General features: G+C 45.7%; 16 protein-coding genes. 9 read left to right on the top strand and 7 right to left on the bottom strand.

The genetic code is table 11. From position 1 onward, the window contains the following. Window positions 1-6 precede the first annotated feature (6 nt). Window positions 7-1,239: an MFS transporter gene (locus WQ57_RS22850; RefSeq protein WP_046525952.1), complete on the bottom strand. Its 1,233-nt coding sequence runs from the start codon at window positions 1,237-1,239 to the stop codon at window positions 7-9. 152 nt (window positions 1,240-1,391) lie between these two features. On the opposite strand from WQ57_RS22850, the gene WQ57_RS22845 reads away from it, so the two are divergent. Further along, window positions 1,392-2,384, top strand: a complete 993-nt coding sequence (locus WQ57_RS22845; protein ID WP_046525951.1) for a phosphotransferase enzyme family protein — start codon at window positions 1,392-1,394, stop codon at window positions 2,382-2,384. Window positions 2,385-2,930: 546 nt separating this feature from the next. On the opposite strand, the gene WQ57_RS22835 is transcribed toward WQ57_RS22845, so the two are convergent. After that, entirely contained in the window at window positions 2,931-3,704 is a 774-nt protein-coding gene (locus WQ57_RS22835) for a TPM domain-containing protein (protein ID WP_052948854.1), read from the bottom strand. Beyond that, the gene (locus tag WQ57_RS22830) at window positions 3,704-4,279 is read right to left on the bottom strand and encodes a LemA family protein (RefSeq protein ID WP_046525949.1); all 576 of its coding nucleotides are present in this window, start codon (window positions 4,277-4,279) and stop codon (window positions 3,704-3,706) included. The genes WQ57_RS22835 and WQ57_RS22830 overlap by 1 nt, the downstream gene beginning before the upstream one ends. A 147-nt stretch (window positions 4,280-4,426) precedes the next feature. Here WQ57_RS22830 and WQ57_RS22825 point away from each other — a divergent pair, with 147 nt between their 5' ends. Then, entirely contained in the window at window positions 4,427-4,867 is a 441-nt protein-coding gene (locus WQ57_RS22825; protein WP_046525948.1) for a MarR family winged helix-turn-helix transcriptional regulator, read from the top strand. Between the two features lie 132 nt (window positions 4,868-4,999). Further along, window positions 5,000-6,694, top strand: a complete 1,695-nt coding sequence (locus WQ57_RS22820) for a M3 family oligoendopeptidase (RefSeq protein ID WP_046525947.1) — start codon at window positions 5,000-5,002, stop codon at window positions 6,692-6,694. A gap of 63 nt (window positions 6,695-6,757) precedes the next feature. Here the strand turns inward: WQ57_RS22820 and WQ57_RS22815 are convergent, their stop codons facing one another. Beyond that, window positions 6,758-8,896, bottom strand: coding sequence for an ATP-dependent Clp protease ATP-binding subunit (locus WQ57_RS22815; RefSeq protein ID WP_046525946.1), 2,139 nt, complete (start codon window positions 8,894-8,896; stop codon window positions 6,758-6,760). Window positions 8,897-9,111: 215 nt separating this feature from the next. On the opposite strand from WQ57_RS22815, the gene WQ57_RS22810 reads away from it, so the two are divergent. Continuing rightward, entirely contained in the window at window positions 9,112-10,161 is a 1,050-nt protein-coding gene (locus WQ57_RS22810; RefSeq protein ID WP_046525945.1) for a YkvI family membrane protein, read from the top strand. A 45-nt stretch (window positions 10,162-10,206) separates the two neighbouring features. Here the strand turns inward: WQ57_RS22810 and WQ57_RS22805 are convergent, their stop codons facing one another. Then, on the bottom strand, window positions 10,207-10,818 hold the full coding sequence (locus tag WQ57_RS22805; protein WP_046525944.1) for a CPBP family intramembrane glutamic endopeptidase: 612 nt from the start codon (window positions 10,816-10,818) through the stop codon (window positions 10,207-10,209). Between the two features lie 80 nt (window positions 10,819-10,898). Here WQ57_RS22805 and WQ57_RS22800 point away from each other — a divergent pair, with 80 nt between their 5' ends. Further along, window positions 10,899-11,570, top strand: coding sequence for an NAD(P)H-binding protein (locus WQ57_RS22800; protein ID WP_046525943.1), 672 nt, complete (start codon window positions 10,899-10,901; stop codon window positions 11,568-11,570). A gap of 45 nt (window positions 11,571-11,615) precedes the next feature. Here WQ57_RS22800 and WQ57_RS22795 read toward each other — a convergent pair whose 3' ends face one another. Beyond that, window positions 11,616-11,807: a YkvS family protein gene (locus tag WQ57_RS22795; RefSeq protein ID WP_046525942.1), complete on the bottom strand. Its 192-nt coding sequence runs from the start codon at window positions 11,805-11,807 to the stop codon at window positions 11,616-11,618. 204 nt (window positions 11,808-12,011) lie between these two features. Here WQ57_RS22795 and WQ57_RS22790 point away from each other — a divergent pair, with 204 nt between their 5' ends. The 3 genes from WQ57_RS22790 (at window position 12,012) to ptsP (ending at window position 14,616) form a co-directional block, all read left to right on the top strand. Then, window positions 12,012-12,206: a hypothetical protein gene (locus tag WQ57_RS22790; RefSeq protein ID WP_046525941.1), complete on the top strand. Its 195-nt coding sequence runs from the start codon at window positions 12,012-12,014 to the stop codon at window positions 12,204-12,206. Window positions 12,207-12,631: 425 nt separating this feature from the next. Next, a complete protein-coding gene (locus WQ57_RS22785) occupies window positions 12,632-12,898 on the top strand; it encodes a phosphocarrier protein HPr (RefSeq protein WP_046525940.1) in 267 nt (88 codons plus the stop codon). Beyond that, window positions 12,898-14,616, top strand: a complete 1,719-nt coding sequence (gene ptsP / locus WQ57_RS22780; protein WP_046525939.1) for a phosphoenolpyruvate--protein phosphotransferase — start codon at window positions 12,898-12,900, stop codon at window positions 14,614-14,616. Before WQ57_RS22785 ends, ptsP begins: the two co-directional genes overlap by 1 nt. A 206-nt stretch (window positions 14,617-14,822) precedes the next feature. Here the strand turns inward: ptsP and WQ57_RS22775 are convergent, their stop codons facing one another. Continuing rightward, complete coding sequence (locus tag WQ57_RS22775; RefSeq protein WP_046525938.1) at window positions 14,823-15,491, bottom strand: GNAT family N-acetyltransferase; 669 nt, start codon at window positions 15,489-15,491, stop codon at window positions 14,823-14,825. A 118-nt stretch (window positions 15,492-15,609) separates the two neighbouring features. Between WQ57_RS22775 and WQ57_RS22770 the strand changes: the two genes are divergently transcribed. Further along, window positions 15,610-16,386 (top strand): SDR family oxidoreductase, encoded by a 777-nt coding sequence (locus WQ57_RS22770; RefSeq protein WP_046525937.1) that lies wholly within the window; start codon window positions 15,610-15,612, stop codon window positions 16,384-16,386. Window positions 16,387-16,395: the final 9 nt, after the last annotated feature.

Raw genomic sequence — 16,395 nt, 5'->3', positions numbered from 1 at the left:
TAAAAATCAGCTGTACCATTCCTCAAGCTTTCTGTCAGAGGGCAAAAGCAATGCTAATATGCCTAGCAATGGCAGGAAGCCGGTAAAAATGATGGTCAATGGAAGACCAATCAGGTCGGCAAGATATCCGAGTGCAATGGAGCCGATAGCTCCCATTCCAAAGGCAAGCCCAACTGTCAGTCCAGCCATTGTTCCAATCTTCCCGGGCACCAGTTCCTGGGCATAGACTACTGTTACCGAAAAGCTTGACATCAAAATAAATCCGCAGACGGCAAGCAGGATAAAAGCGGCTGCAGGAGGGACAAAAGGAAGTATGGCCGACAAAGGAGCCGTGGCCATCATGGAAAGAAAGATGATGCGTTTCTTGCCAAAACGGTCGGCCAGAGGACCGCCAAAGAATGTGCCTAGCGCTCCAGTAACAAGGAAAGCAAAAATGAATAACTGGGATTCCCTGATGGTCAGCATATACTTTTCAATGGCATAGAAGGCATAAAAATTCGTAATGCCGGAAATATACCATGAACGCGCGAAAATCAGGAACAGGATGAGCAGCAGGGCTAGTCTGACAGACTTTGAGACTGCTTTATCCACTTGTTTGGTAACCTTTTTCACTTTTGCCTTCAGTTTTGTTTCCTGGAGCTTCCTAGAGTACCAGTTTGCAATATACAATAGCAGCCCTACCGCCAAAGCGGCAACAATTGTAAATAAGGCGGCACCCTTCTGTCCCAATGGAACCAGGATCAGCGCCGTTATTAGCGGAGCAAGCGCCTGCCCCGAATTTCCGCCCACCTGGTAGATTGATTGCGCAAGTCCTCGGCGGGGACCTGCAGCCATGTAGGCAACCCTTGAGCCTTCAGGATGGAAGATGGCCGAACCCAGCCCAATAAACAGAACAGAGGCAATGATCCATTCAAATCCAGGAGCGAATGCCAGGCCCAGAATTCCAAACATGGTTACAGTAAGGCCAATTGGCAAGGCATAAGGCATTGGCTTTTTATCGGCCATCAATCCGATAACCGGCTGCATGATGGAGGAAACAATATTCAATGAAAATGCAATGAGTCCAAGCTGTGTAAATGATAGTCCCATTGATTTCTCCAGCACCGGAAACATGGCGGGAATGACGGACTGAATGGAGTCGTTCAGCAAATGGCACAAGCCGATGATGAACAGAATTCTGTATGAGGTTGTCTCTTCCGGTTTGGCAATGTTGCGGACAACTGCAGTGCTTTGATTCAATACAATCGCCTTCTTTTCTAAAATCTTACATTCATTCGAGCATAGTTGTATCTTAACCTAATATTGAGGGCAAGTGAATAAAAAAGTCTGCGTATCAATTGGCAGTTCATGTATAATTTACTTACTTTTATGAGGGGAAGGCAGGGGGAAGCGTGGAAAAAAACATCAGCATGCAATTAACTGACCAAGTGATGCGGGAAATGCTGACTCAGTTTAATTTGGAAAATGAATTTAGTTTGCTTGGTGATTTCGAGAACTTTGTTTACGAGGTCAGCAGGGATGGAACGCCATTCATATTGAGGATCAGCCACAGCAGCCACCGAACCAAGGAAAATCTTATATCCGAACTGGACTGGGTGGGCTATTTGTTTGAAAAATCTCTGCCTGTGCCGCAAGTACTCGAGTCGAAGTCTCGGGAAAAGGTTATTAAAGTTCAAGCAGGGGACGGCTCCTTTTTCTTTGGCTGTTTATATACGAAGGCAAAAGGAGGGCCGGTGCAAGTACGTTCAGAGGCTTTCAAAGAACCATTGTTCAAAGTTTGGGGGCGCACAATCGGAAAAATGCACAATGTCACAAAAAGCTATACCCCTCCCAAATGTATCAAGCCGCGCCCGAATTGGCAAGAGGATGACCTTCTGCAATTTGGACATTACTATCCGGTACATGAAAAAGAGCTGGTTAAGAATGCTAAGGAATTAGTAGAAACAATATCTAGCTTTCCAGCAAATCACGAAACCTTTGGTTTGGTTCACAGTGATCTCCACTCTGGCAATTTCTTTTACGACAGGAAGCAAATCCATGTTTTTGACTTCGACGACTCTGTATATCACTGGTTTGCCTCAGACATGGCCATTCCCGTTTATTACTCCGTTTTATATGGGATACCAGCCGCTCAGCAGGAAAAGAGGAATGAATTTGCGAGAAGGTTCCTGGCCTCCTTTATCAAAGGGTATGAAATGGAAAACACCTTGCCGGCTTGCTGGCAAAAACAGCTTCCCTATTTTTTCCGGCTTCGGGATGCTGTCCTATATTCCGTTCTTCATAAAAAGATTGCCGCTGAAAACAGGAATAAGAAAGTGAATGCCTTATTGGACGAAATTAGGACCCGGATACGGGCTAAAGAGCCAATTGTCACTTTAGGATGAACGGAGAAGAAACTTATACAGCCCAATGTCCGAAATAGGTCAAAAAAGGTTACTTGGGATTTAAAAATGCTTGATTGGAGCCTGCAGCCAGGCCAAAAAAGGCTGCTTGGGTTCCAATAGGCTTGATTGGAGCCAGTGGCCAGGCCAAAAAAGGTTGCTTGGATCCCAATAGGCTTGATTGGGGCGCGGGCTAGGAGCTCGGGTCATAAGCCGCTCCAGAATTGAAGGCAAAGAACGCCTTCGATTCTGAATCGTCTTATGCCTGTCGCTCCTGGGCAAGCCGCCTCCGCTTTTCTAATTGTCCAGCTTCGGGCGCCATCGGCTTGGGTCACAAGCCAATCCGTCCAGAAGGTTAAAGAACAACCTTCCAGCCGGCTCGTCTTGTGCCTGCCGCCGATGAACGGCGCCCTCCGCTTTTCTTCTGTCCAGCTTCAGCGGCTAGGAGCTCGGGTCATAAGCCGCTCCAGAATTGAAGGCAAAGAACGCCTTCGATTCTGAATCGTCTTATGCCTGTCGCTCCTGACCAAGCCGCTTCCGCTTTTCTATTTACCACCCGCGGCTTGCTCCGCCTCCACCTGACGATCCGCCGCCTCCCCCTCGCGGGCCTCCACCGCCTCCGCCTCTTGAAAGGATGGAGAGAAGCGCATATGTGAGCATGCCTCCGAAAAAAGTAATATCCAGGAAAATCAAACCGACCACGATAATAATCAGCAGCCACGATGGAATGCCTCCTTCCTGGCCAGTATCAGCGGATAAGCCGGAACCATATTCGACATGTTCTCCATTCGCTTCACTGGCCAATACTTGGTAAGTACTCATGACCGCGGCATTCGGCTTGTCAGCCTGCAAATTAGGAATGGCATATTGGTCGATAATTCTTCCGGCTTTGCCATCGGGTATCGCGCCTTCAAGCCCGTACCCTACCTCAATTCTTATTTTCCGCTCATTCATGGCCAATACAAGAAGGACGCCATTATCATTTTCAGTGGTGCCAAGGCCATACAGCCTGTATGCCTGATTAGCGTACTCCTCTATTGATGCATCTCCAATCGAAGGTACCGTCAGCACGGCAACCTGGCTGGAAGTCTGGTCTTCAAGGGTTCTGCCCATCCGCCTTATTTCCTCTTCTTCCTGCTGGGAAAGGACATCGGCAAAATCCTGGACATAGATATCGCCGACAGGGCGGGGGATATCAAGGGCTGCCTGCCCAAAATGGGGAAACAGGACAATAAAGAGAAAAACCCACAGGCCGGTCAGCAGGACCTTCTTTTCCTTTTTAGGCTCCTGCGGGAGGGATTTGCCCCAATTTCGGGAAACCATTACCCTTGGCCTCCAAAATCAACATTTGGAGCTTCCTGTGATCTAGGGTCGGCCCGGAAATATTCTTTTTCATCAAATCCGGTAATATTCGCTACAATGGCGCCGGGAAATGTTTTGACTTTCCGGTTATAGCTTGCTACCTGGTCGTTATAGTCCTGTCTCGCAACAGACAGGCGATTTTCAGTACCGGCAAGCTCGTCCATCAATTGTGTGAACTGGGTATCAGCTTTCAGATTGGGATAGTTCTCGACCACAACAAGCAGGCGGCTTAAGGCAGATGAAAGTTCGGCGTTCGCGCTTGCTTCTTCCTCAGGAGTTCTGGCCCCCGCCAGCCTTGCCCTGGCATCCGAGATGGCCTCGATGGTTTCCCGTTCATGCGATGCGTACCCTTTTACCGTATTCACCAGGTTCGGTATTAAATCGAGCCTCCGCTGAAGCTGATTTTCAATCTGTGCATAGGACTGATCCACATTTTCTTCTGCAGCTACAAAACCATTGTAGCTGGACATCAGCATGAGTCCCAATCCAATTACGATGGCAATGATGATCGCAATTCCCGCAAATCCTTTTTTCAAAGCAGTCACTCCTAAACGATGATGTAGTTTTATTCAACCTATTTTTCCCTAAAAGCGGAGGAATTCAAACCCAATCAGAGAAATGCTGTAAAATCTCCTGTTTTCGTATATAATTTAAGTATCAACAGTTTTAAAGGGATGAAGAACATGAATGAAGAGCAAGTGAATCAATCGTTAAAATTATTTATCGTGCTTTCCAGGGCATTCCGTGCCATAAATGAAGAAGTAAACAAGGTAATCCAGCAGAGAGGCCTAAATCCGACTGAATTTGCTGTTATGGAACTGCTATACCATAAAGGTGACCAGCCATTGCAGCAAATTGGCGGTAAAATCCTTTTGGCAAGCGGCAGTATTACGTACGTAGTGGATAAGCTTGAACAGAAAGGCCTGCTGCGAAGGGTCGGCTGTCCAAGGGATAGAAGGGTTACCTATGCCCAAATTACCGAAGACGGAAAAAAACTTATTGAAGAAATGTTCCCTGAACACAGCGAACGTATCCATGAGCTAATGGGGGCGCTGGAATCCGAAGAAAAGCAGCAAGTAATTGAGCTTCTAAAAAAGCTTGGTTTATCAGTAGGAAAATATTAAAAACGGTCACCGGCCACCTTATGGTGGCCGTTTCCTTCTGTTCAGGAAGAAAGGCTTGTACAATCGTGTGAAGGAATGGGGAAGGAAGCTGTCGAATTAGGTGGAGTACCAAAATAGCAGGGGGGATAAAAATTGAGTTTTAAAAGCTATACATACGAACGGCCCGATTTTGATACATTATCGGCCAGGTTTGAAACAGCGCTGGATAAGTTCAAAAATTCAGTATCTGCATTAGAACAGAATCTTGCCATGCAGGAAATCAACGCTTTGCGTAATGAAGTGGATACGATGTCCAATATTTGTTATATCCGCCATTCGATTGACACAAATGACGAGTTTTATAAGGAAGAACAGGATTACCTGGATGAACTGGCCCCAAACGTTGAAGGTCTGGTCACCAAGTATTACGAAGCCTTGCTTTCCTCCCAATTCCGTAAAGAGCTTGAGGAACAATGGGGCAGCCAGTTGTTTGCGCTTGCGGAAGCCCAACTAAAAACATTCAAACCTGGAATTGTTCCCTTGCTGCAAAAGGAAAACAAGCTTTCAACAGAATATACAAAACTGGTTGCATCGGCAAAAATTCAGTTTGAAGGCGAAGAGCGTACTCTTGCGCAGCTGGAGCCATTTACAGAATCCAGGGACCGTTCCATGCGCAAGAAGGCATCTGAGGCAAGGTTTGGCTTTTTCGCCGAACATGAAGAGGAATTTGACCGCTTGTATGACGAGCTGGTCAAAGTACGTACGGAAATAGCCAGGAAACTGGGCTTCAAGAATTTTGTCGAGCTTGGCTATTACCGCATGTTCAGAACGGATTACAATGCGGAGATGGTCGCCAATTTCAGGAAACAGGTAGAAGAACATATTGTGCCAATTGCCACTAGGCTTAAGAAGCGTCAGGCGGATCGGATTGGCGTTGATGCGCTTACTTATTATGATGAGCCATTTAACTTTAAGACAGGCAATGCAGCTCCAAAGGGAAATCCTGACTGGATCATTGAACGGGGCAAAAGAATGTATAACGAATTATCGGAGGAAACCGGAGAGTTCTTCCAATTCATGATTGATCACGATTTGATGGACCTTGTTGCCAAAAAAGGAAAAGCGGGCGGCGGATATTGCACATATATTGAAGGGCATAAAGCTCCCTTTATTTTTTCGAATTTCAACGGCACATCCGGGGATATTGATGTTTTGACACATGAAGCGGGGCATGCCTTCCAGGTCTATTCGAGCCGCCACTTTGATATTCCGGAATATCACTGGCCTACGTTCGAAGCCTGTGAAATTCATTCGATGAGCATGGAGTTCTTCACTTGGCCATGGATGGAACTTTTCTTTGAGGAAGCGACAGACAAGTATAAGTTTTCCCATCTGAGCGAGGCTCTCTTGTTCTTGCCGTACGGAGTTTCTGTCGACGAGTTTCAGCATTGGGTCTATGAAAATCCAGAAGCAACCCCAGCAGAGAGGAAACAGCAATGGAGCAAAATCGAGAAGAAGTATTTGCCGCATAAGAACTATGATGGGAACGCTTACCTGGAAGCGGGAGGGTTCTGGCAGCGACAGGGTCATATCTACAATTCACCATTTTATTATATTGATTATACGCTGGCTCAAATTTGTGCTTTCCAATTCTGGAAAAGGTCCCGCGAAAATATGGACGCTGCATGGAAAGATTACCTCAAGCTGTGCAAGCTTGGCGGCAGTCTGCCATTCACAAAGCTTGTCGCCCAAGCAAGCCTGATTTCCCCATTCGAGGATGGCTGTGTCCAGTCGGTTGTCGGTGAGATTGAAGCATGGCTTAACTCGGTTGAAGACAGCAAGCTGTAGAGAAATAAAGAAGCCCGCACACTAGGCCTCCGTGAGCGGGCTGTTTTTATTCTTTAACTTTCCTTACCTTTTTCTAATAACAATTTCCCCATTGTTCAATTCTGCAATTAATTCCGCACCTTCAGGATCTTCAAGGATATAGTCGGCAAGTTTATCTTCAAGATGTTCCTGGATTGCGCGGCGGAGAGGACGTGCCCCGAAAGACGGATGATAGCCAAGCTGGGCCAATTTCTCCTTAGCTTCAGAAGTGATTTCGAGGTGCAGGTCCTGTTCGGATAGGGTTTCTTCGAGCTCTTCTAGCATCAAGTCGACAATCTGCAAGAGATGCTCTTTCTCAAGCGATTTGAATTCTATGATGCTGTCAAAACGGTTAAGGAATTCAGGCTTGAAGAAACTTCCCAATGAATCGAGAATGCTTGCCTCATTTACCGCTTCACTTTGTCCAAACCCTACTTTGATCTGCTTGTGTCCAACTCCGGCATTGCTTGTCATAATGATGACAGTGTCCTTGAAACTGACTGTACGGCCCTGGCTGTCTGTCAGACGGCCATCTTCCAGGATTTGCAGGAACATATGCTGTACATCAGGGTGCGCTTTTTCAATCTCATCGAGCAGGATGATGCTGTAAGGATTGCGGCGGACTTTTTCAGTCAGCTGCCCTGCCTCCTCGTGGCCGACATATCCTGGAGGAGAACCGATGATCTTGGAGACACTATGTTTCTCCATATATTCACTCATATCAAGGCGTATTAGGGAATCCTTTGAGCCAAACAGTTCTTCTGCAAGTGTTTTCGAGAGTTCAGTCTTGCCTACACCGGTTGGTCCCACAAACAGGAAGGAACCAATAGGGCGGTGTTTGGTCTTCAGCCCGGCACGGCTACGACGGATGGCTTTCGCCACTTTGGAGACCGCTTCGTCCTGGCCGATTACTTTTCCAGCCAGGTTGGCAGTGAGGTGCTTCATTTTTCCTTGCTCGTCTTCCTGAAGTTTACCTATTGGAATACCCGTTTTTTTCTCAATCAATTTTTGGATTTGTTCAAGTGTCACAACGGGACGGGAGCTGGTTCCGCCATTGGCCAAAGACTTTTCAAGGGCCGCTTCTTCATCGCGAAGTTTGGCCGCTTTTTCGTATTCTTCATTTTTCAGGGCCGTTTCCTTTTCTTTCAGGATTTCAGCCAGACGATCTTCGATATCGTTGCTGCCAGCGTAGTCCGACTCCAGATTCAGCTTTGAACCAGCTTCATCCATAAGGTCAATCGCCTTGTCCGGCAGGAAACGGTCCTGAATGTACCTATGGGAAAGCTGGACGCAGGCATGTATCGCTTCCTCCGAAAAAGTTACTTCATGATAGTCTTCGTATTTTGATTGAATTCCTTTCAGGATTTCAATTGCTTTTTCAAGAGATGGCTCATGGACATGAACGGGCTGGAAGCGGCGCTCAAGGGCAGGGTCTTTTTCAATCTGGCGATACTCTTTAAGGGTAGTCGCTCCCACAACCTGAAGCTCGCCACGAGCGAGGGCGGGTTTAAGGATATTCCCTGCATCCATGGAACCTTCAGCAGAGCCGGCTCCTACCAATAGATGGATTTCATCGATAAATAGAATGATATTTTTGCGCTCCTTCAGTTCCGAAATCAATTGCTTGATTCTTTCCTCGAATTGTCCGCGAATTCCTGTATTGGCAACCAGTGATGCTACATCCAGCAGGTAGACATCTTTATTAAGCAGCTTGCCTGGGACCTCGCCTCTGGAAATTTTCAAGGCCAAGCCTTCCGCGATAGCTGTTTTACCGACACCGGGTTCGCCTATCAGCACCGGATTGTTTTTATTTCGCCGGTTCAATATTTCAATTACCCGCCTTACTTCCTCATCACGGCCAATAACCGGGTCTATGAGGCCAGCTTTTGCACCCTGGGTCAGATTGCGGCCGAATTGGTCAATAAATCCATTCCCAGCGTCCTTAACCTGGGGCCTTGAGGCCTGTTCGGGGCTGGCATGGCCGGACATCCCTTTAATGAAATCCGCAAATGCGGCATCTCCAAAACCCGAAAAACCTGTCATGGATGTTTTAAAAGAAGCACCAAGCTTTTCTCTTTCTTTTGTATAGCAATTCTGGCAGAGCATGAAATGCTTCTGGCTGCCGTTAAAATTCATGTGTAACTGAATGGTGGCTTGATTTTGCTGACAATGTTGACAAAGCATAAACATCCTCCTCTAAAGTATTTTGACTTTGACTTTCTTTGACTAATTTATCTTTATTATAGTTTGACCTTTGTTGACTTTCAAGATGAATGGTAATGGTAATTTATACTAATTCTGCTGCGTGGACCAATTGGTCAGGTTAAAAATTGGCTGGCGGAAAAAGCCTGTCATGGTTTGTCTGCTTTCTCATATATTTGTGATAAGGAGGGAGCAGCTTGAAAACAAACTGGGGAGCCGCCTTTCAAATCGCCGCCGTATATGTTGGAACGGTGGTGGGAGCCGGTTTTGCTACAGGAAGAGAAATAGTCGAGTTTTTTTCCCGCTTTGGATTTGTAGGGCTTATTGGAATATTAATGGCGGGATACCTGTTCATATTTATGGGGTCAAAGCTGATGAGGATCGCTGCCTATATTGGGGCGGAATCGTATGAGCAATTCAATGAATATTTATTTGGGCATTTCTTGGGACGAATCGTTAATGTTATCATGCTTTTTATGCTCTTGGGAGTGTGTGCCGTTATGCTTTCAGGAGCGGGAGCCGTGTTCGAGGAACAGCTTGGGATACCAAAGAACGGTGGAATCATCATAACAATCGGGCTATCTATTGCCGTTATGGTTCTGGGTATTAAAGGACTGTTCGCGGTTAATTCCTTTGTTGTTCCGATGATGATTATATTTAGCTTCATACTTCTGGTTCTGTCTGTTAAACTTCCAGGATTCAGCAGCAAGGCCCTATTTATTCCCATGGCCGAGGATGGCTGGAAATCGGTGGTGTCACCATTTACATATGCAGCCTTGAATTTGTCGCTCGCGCAGGCAGTACTTGTGCCGGTCGCTTCCGAAATAAAGGATGACAATACGGTAAAATGGGGCGGCATACTTGGCGGGGCCGCATTGACACTGATTTTGCTTGCCGAGCATTTTACACTGATTATGCTGCCGGGACTGGAAAGCTATGAAATACCAATGGCAACCATCATGAAAAACTTGGCTCCAGGATTGTACGGTGTATTCATCCTGATCATATACGGTGAAATCTTCACCTCGGTGATTGGAAATATTTTCGGGCTTGAAAGGCAAGTGAAAAAATATATCCGGATTCCGAGCCTGTTGACTATCAGTCTGATTTTTATTGTATGCTATTTTATCAGCCTCATTCATTATAGCACTCTGTTATCCTATCTTTATCCATTATTTGGCTATATCAGCCTGATTTTTATTGTGCTGTTATGGATGAAGCCTTTCAGGCAGAAAAAAGGAGATTAGAAGAATGGTATAAAAGGACCCCACAGCATGAGGTCCTTTTTACCTTTATCGGAGGGGAAGGAGTACAAATAGAAGCAAGTCGAACACGATATGCGAAACGACAACCAGCGGGATGCTTCTTTTCCAGGCATAGAGGACACCCCATGCCAAACCGGCTGCAAGGGCAGCAAGAAAGAGGGCGAACTGTCCGGAATAGATATGGACGGATGCATAAAGGAAGGAGGAAAGGATCACGCTTGTCCTGACATTTAGATGATTCAGCAACCTTCTCAGTACAAATCCGCGCCAAAAGATTTCTTCGCCAGGTGCAATTATGATTATAAGGACAATGAAATGCCAGGCAGAATTCGGTTCAAACAGCCTATAAAGCTGGGAAATTTGTCCGCTTAAAGGCAGTTTAAGAATATCAATCATTGTACCTCCAAGCCAGAATAAGCCATAAACGGCTATGCCGGAAAGAACACCGTAAGAAAGGTACTTTAGTGCCGACGCGTGGTTTTCAAGCCCTTCATGAAGGATGGAAAAGCTTATTAAAATCAGCATGGATGCTGTGAAAAGGTACCAGAACACACCTTTTTCCTGGAAGGTGAACAATAATAAAAGATGGGCCAGTACATACCCAATTAGCAGGCGGCGGTCGGCCATCACATTTTTCATAATGCATACTCCTTTCTGGAAACATTATTGTAACAGATTCTGTTTGTTTTTGTTAAGATTCTCTTAAAGGAGTGAGGTAAATGGGGAGAAAAGCATTGCTGCTGGGAGCAACTGGACTTATCGGGAAGGAATTGCTGCATCTTCTGCTAGCAGAAGATGAGTATGAACAAGTGAATATCATTGTCCGGAAGGATGTGGACATTCATCATCCAAAACTGCATATGGTTACGGATAGCCTGGACAATATGGAGTCATATGAAGACATGTTCAAAGTTGATGATGTTTATTGCTGTTTAGGCACTACAATCAAAAAGGCTGGAACAAGGGAAAAATTCCAAAAGGTAGACCTTGATTATCCGCTTCAGGCTGCCCGCCTCGGTTTGAAGCAGGGAGCTTCAAAATATTTGGTCGTTTCGGCGATAGGAGCAGATGAAAAATCGCCCTTTTTTTACAGCAGAGTAAAAGGGAAGCTTGAGGAAGGGTTAACAAAAATTGGCTTTGAAAGTGTCGTTATCTTTCGGCCATCCCTTTTATTGGGGAAACGGGAAGAAGTACGTATTGGCGAAAAAGCAGCAGAGCTGGTTTCTGTTCCACTGGGTTTCCTGTTTAAAGGAAAACTTCGCAAATACAGACCCGTCCAAGGGGCAGCCGTGGCATCAATGATGCTGGCTGCTGCACTGCTTCCAGGGAAGGGCATCAAGGTGTTTGAGTCAATTGGTACAACTGAGTTTGAAAAAGATGATCAAATCTAAAAAAAACAGCATATGCTGTTTTTTTATAGTCTGTGCGCGTTAAACTCATTGAAGTGCTGTTTCTTTAACAACTTTATAGTTTTTATGGTTTATGACAGTTCTTTGTTCCAATTCCAGATCACGGTAATTGTCCATATAAGTCAAATCAACAATTACAGAGTTTTCGTTTACTTTTTCGACAATCCCCTGCAAGCCTTCCCTGAATTCGATCACGTTTCCTACTTGTGCTTTTTTCAAAGGCCCTCTCTCCTATCTGCTGTTTCCTATAAATTGTAATTTAGTAATACAATATCTAAAACAAGCAAAATATTCAACATTTTTTTGTAAACGCTTTTATAAATGTGTCAATTACGTGGACAAGCAGTGCGGTGAAGGGGTAACATGGTGTTTGTTATTTCCAATTCGAGAGTTTATTGTCTTAAAGAAAGGAGCAGGAGAAGAATGACAAGGGAAGAAATTTCGATGATTTTTGACTCGCTAAAAAATGGGGAAATTGAAGAATTTCTGGTTGCAAAGCAAGAGTTTCTTCGTTTTCGGGAAGTGCTGGTGCAACGGAGGGATTTTAAGCATTTTAGGGGAATTGCCCAGCGCGGCGGAGATGTTTTGTATACATATACAGAAAGTCCGCGGAGTTAGGTGGATGGAGGATATAGGCATTGTCTGGACAAAAAAACAATGACTGAATAAGCCTGGCTTCTGCCTAGTGGTGGGTTTGAGTGATTCTGGAAGATTGTGAAGGATTGTGGAAGTTTATGCTGAAAACGCTTTATCAAAAAAATATATAAAACCGGCACAAATCAAGTGGTTTTTAAGTTGTTTAACCGTGCTGAACATGCTATTCTGTTTTTGGTGAACAGTCGTGTATGAAAGAATCTGACTAGGTCCTTACATAAACATTTAGGAAACGATTGGTAAAATATATGGTGTGATTCCCCTGCTTAATGGGGTAAACTACTAATAATCTTCACGGTTATTAAATTTTACCAAATTGTCTGGCATGATTTGGACAAAGGCATCATGTATCTTCACCTAAAATTTAACTATAAGGAGTAGATTTTCCTATGGCAGAAAAGAACTTTAAAGTCGTTGCAGAAACTGGTATCCACGCCCGACCTGCTACATTACTGGTACAGGCTGCAAGCAAATTCGATTCAGAGGTTCAACTTGAATATAAAGAAAAGAAAGTAAACCTTAAATCCATCATGGGTGTAATGTCACTTGGAATTGGTCAGGGAGCTGACATCAAGATTATAGCAGAAGGAAGCGACGAAGCTGACGCGCTGAACACAATTGAAGAAACCCTGAAAAGAGAAGGCTTGGCTGAGTAATGAGCAGCCTCCTTCGCGGCATAGCCGCTTCCAATGGGATTGCGATTGCAAAAGCATACCGTTTGGTAGAACCTGACTTCTCATTCGAAAAAAAAGCAATCCAGTCCCCAGAAAATGAAGTTGCCCGTTTTCAAGCCGCTCTGGCGACTGCCAAATCCGAACTTGAGCAAATTCGGGACCGTGCCGGCAGTGAGCTGGGGGCCGACAAGGCAGCCATTTTCGATGCGCATCTCCTGGTTTTAAGTGACCCTGAACTCATTTCACCGATCGAAGATAAAATCAAGACAGAAAATGTAAACGCAGAGCATGCCCTGAAAGAAACGGCGGACATGTTTATTTCCATGTTTGAATCCATGGATAATGAATATATGAAAGAACGTGCGGCTGATATCCGTGACGTTACCAAGCGGGTTCTGGCCCATTTGCTCGGTCTTCAGATTCCAAACCCAAGCATGGTTACGGAAGAAGTCATTATTGTTGCCGAGGATTTGACTCCTTCGGATACGGCTCAATTAAACCGTAATTTTGTGCTTGGTTTTACAACCGATATCGGCGGCAGGACTTCCCACTCGGCCATCATGGCCCGTTCCATGGAGATTCCGGCAGTTGTCGGCACAAAGACGGTTACAGAAAGCATCAGCAATGGCGACATTGTAGTAGTCGATGGATTAAAAGGTGAAGTTCATATCAACCCTACTCCTGAGGTCCTGGAGGAGTATCGAAAAGTCCAGGCAGACTATGCCAGCCAAAAGGCAGAGTGGGCCAAGCTGGTTAACGAGAAAACGGTAACAGCGGACGGCCATCACGTTGAGCTCGCAGCTAATATCGGTACACCGAAGGATTTAAAAGGCGTGGTGGAAAATGGCGGGGAAGCGGTTGGGCTTTATCGCACCGAGTTCCTATACATGGACCGCGACCAGCTGCCAACGGAAGAGGAACAATACACAGCTTACAAAGCAGTCCTTGAAGGGATGAAAGGCAAGCCGGTGGTAGTTAGAACCCTCGATATTGGCGGTGACAAGGAGCTTCCTTACCTCAACCTGCCAAAGGAAATGAATCCCTTCCTGGGCTACAGGGCGATCCGCCTTTGCCTTGAACAGGAAGATATTTTCCGTCCGCAGCTTCGTGCCTTGCTGAGGGCAAGTGTTCATGGGAACCTTAAAATTATGTTCCCGATGATTGCGACGCTGGATGAATTCAGGAAGGCCAAGGCCATCCTTGAAGATGAGAGGAATAATCTTGCCAATGAAGGTATCCAGGTTGCCGAAGGAATTGAGCTCGGTATTATGGTAGAAATACCTTCAACCGCAATCATTGCGGACCAGTTCGCAAAAGAAGTTGATTTCTTCAGCATTGGAACCAATGACCTTATCCAGTACACCATGGCAGCAGACCGTATGAACCAGCAGGTTTCCTATTTGTATCAGCCATACAGCCCATCGATTCTCCGTTTGGTCAAAATGGTCATCGATGCAGCGCATAAGGAAGGCAAATGGGCAGGCATGTGCGGCGAAATGGCCGGGGATGAAACAGCAATCCCGCTCCTGCTCGGACTGGGACTTGATGAGTTCTCCATGAGTGCTACATCCATCCTGAAAGCCCGCTCCCTTATCCGCAACCTTTCCAAGTCCGAAATGGAGGAACTGGCTGCTAAAGTATTGGAAATGGGTACAACAGAAGAAGTAGTCGAAGCCGTAAACGCCACTATTTCTTTGTAATATAATTGTAACAATGAAAATGTTTTATTTTATCGTTCGGGGGTATAAATAAGTAAGCACTTTGGCAAGACTGAAGGTAAGCTAATCATTCTCATTTTCCCCCAGACTTTGGCCGGCTGTTTGACAGCCGGTCTTTTTTTTGTGCGCAAAAACATGAAATACCGTCCGACAAGGAGGAACATTCCTCCATGTCGGACGGTGCAAACCTAAATGGATTTAAAAGGATTTCGCCATTCCATCAGCATGCCGAAATCGCATGATTCCTCATCTTCCAGATAGTTTTTAACCGGTTTGACCGGAGTGCGGCCGCAGCGCAGCAAAAAGGTTATAACCGGGTCCTTCAGCTCTCCGGCAAGAAGTTTTTCGCCATATTCCTCGATTGAGAGTTCGTTAGAATGAAGGTGGAACCCTGGCATCCTTCCGCCTCCCATCAGCCTGTCCAGGCCCAAATGGACGACAACCTCATACATGGACTGCATCAGTACCTTTCCTAAACCGAGTTTACGGTAACGGGGACTGATGCAGATGTCAACAACGTATAGGGTATTCCCGTCGGGCTGATGGTTTCGAATATACCCGTCGTCGGTGATATCCGACCAAGTATGATCGGGGTCGCCAGGCTGATAATTTACAATTAGGCTGGTCATCGAACCAGCTATACGGCCATTGATTTCAATGCACAAAGCTCCCTCGGGAAACAGCCGGACATGATTGGATAGCTGCTCCCTATTCCACCACAGCTCGGATGGAAAAGGAGGAGGGAAGGCTTCCTGCTGCACTTGGATGAGTGCATCAAAATCGCTTTCCTTGTATTGCCTGATGACAGCCTTGACTGGCATAGGTCCGTCAAAGACATAAAGCTCCTTCTTATACATGTGATCCTCCTTGTTCTCTTCAATAGCATTATCATATTATAAACCAGAATCTTCTGCCAAAAAAATGAATTTTATCCTTTGTATCTATATAATAGAGATAGGAAAAGGGGGAATGAAAATGGACTTAGGACTAAAAGGAAAAACGGCGGTAATCGCTGCCTCGAGTCAAGGATTGGGTCTTGCGATCGCTAAGGAACTGGTAAAGGAAGGGGCGAGGGTTGTTCTCTCAGGCAGGGATGAGTCGAAGCTTCTGGAAGTTTGCGGCACGTTTGAAAACGGACAGGCAATTTTTAAGAAAGCGGATGTTACCAACCCTGGGGAAATTAAGGAATTGATGGCTTTCGCGATTGAACAATATGGGAGAATTGATATATTGGTCAACAACGCTGGAGGTCCTCCTGCCGGGTCGTTTGAAAGTATTTCGGATGAGGATTGGCAGAAGGCGTTTGAACTGAATCTTCTTTCTTATATCAGGCTGATACGCGAAGCGCTTCCATACCTTAAGGTAAATGGGGGAAGGGTCATCAATATCGCTTCTTCATCCATCAAGGAGCCTATCCCAGGTTTGATTCTTTCAAATACTTTCAGGACGGGGATTGTCGGATTGACGAAAACACTTGCCCAGGAACTGGCTCCATATGAAATATTAATCAATACAGTGGCTCCGGGGAGAATTGCAACGGACCGTGTTCGGCATCTTGATGAGGTAAGAGCGGCGGATACCGGCCTTACCATCGAAGAGGTAGAGGATAGTGCGAAACAAAACATTCCTTTAAAAAGATATGGGCGGCCCGAGGAGTTCGCCAGGGTGGTCGCATTCCTGGCGTCGGATGCCAATTCATATATGACAGGAAGCTCTTTCCTGGTCGATGGCGGCATGGTCAAATCTATATAACATTATAAT

It is taken from the genome of Mesobacillus campisalis, from assembly GCF_000986785.1.
Taxonomy (GTDB): Bacteria; Bacillota; Bacilli; order Bacillales; family Cytobacillaceae; genus Mesobacillus_B; species Mesobacillus_B campisalis.
This window is presented reverse-complemented; position numbering and strand designations above follow the sequence as displayed.

Coding starts and splice junctions, on each gene's coding strand:
- WQ57_RS22790 (WP_046525941.1), top strand. CDS start 12,012: ATGACAAGGGAAGAAATTTCGATGATTTTTGACTCGCTAAAAAATGGG.
- ptsP (WP_046525939.1), top strand. CDS start 12,898: ATGAGCAGCCTCCTTCGCGGCATAGCCGCTTCCAATGGGATTGCGATT.
- WQ57_RS22800 (WP_046525943.1), top strand. CDS start 10,899: ATGGGGAGAAAAGCATTGCTGCTGGGAGCAACTGGACTTATCGGGAAG.
- WQ57_RS22805 (WP_046525944.1), bottom strand. CDS start 10,818: ATGAAAAATGTGATGGCCGACCGCCGCCTGCTAATTGGGTATGTACTG.
- WQ57_RS22775 (WP_046525938.1), bottom strand. CDS start 15,491: ATGTATAAGAAGGAGCTTTATGTCTTTGACGGACCTATGCCAGTCAAG.
- WQ57_RS22770 (WP_046525937.1), top strand. CDS start 15,610: ATGGACTTAGGACTAAAAGGAAAAACGGCGGTAATCGCTGCCTCGAGT.
- WQ57_RS22785 (WP_046525940.1), top strand. CDS start 12,632: ATGGCAGAAAAGAACTTTAAAGTCGTTGCAGAAACTGGTATCCACGCC.
- WQ57_RS22825 (WP_046525948.1), top strand. CDS start 4,427: ATGAATGAAGAGCAAGTGAATCAATCGTTAAAATTATTTATCGTGCTT.
- WQ57_RS22835 (WP_052948854.1), bottom strand. CDS start 3,704: ATGGTTTCCCGAAATTGGGGCAAATCCCTCCCGCAGGAGCCTAAAAAG.
- WQ57_RS22815 (WP_046525946.1), bottom strand. CDS start 8,896: ATGCTTTGTCAACATTGTCAGCAAAATCAAGCCACCATTCAGTTACAC.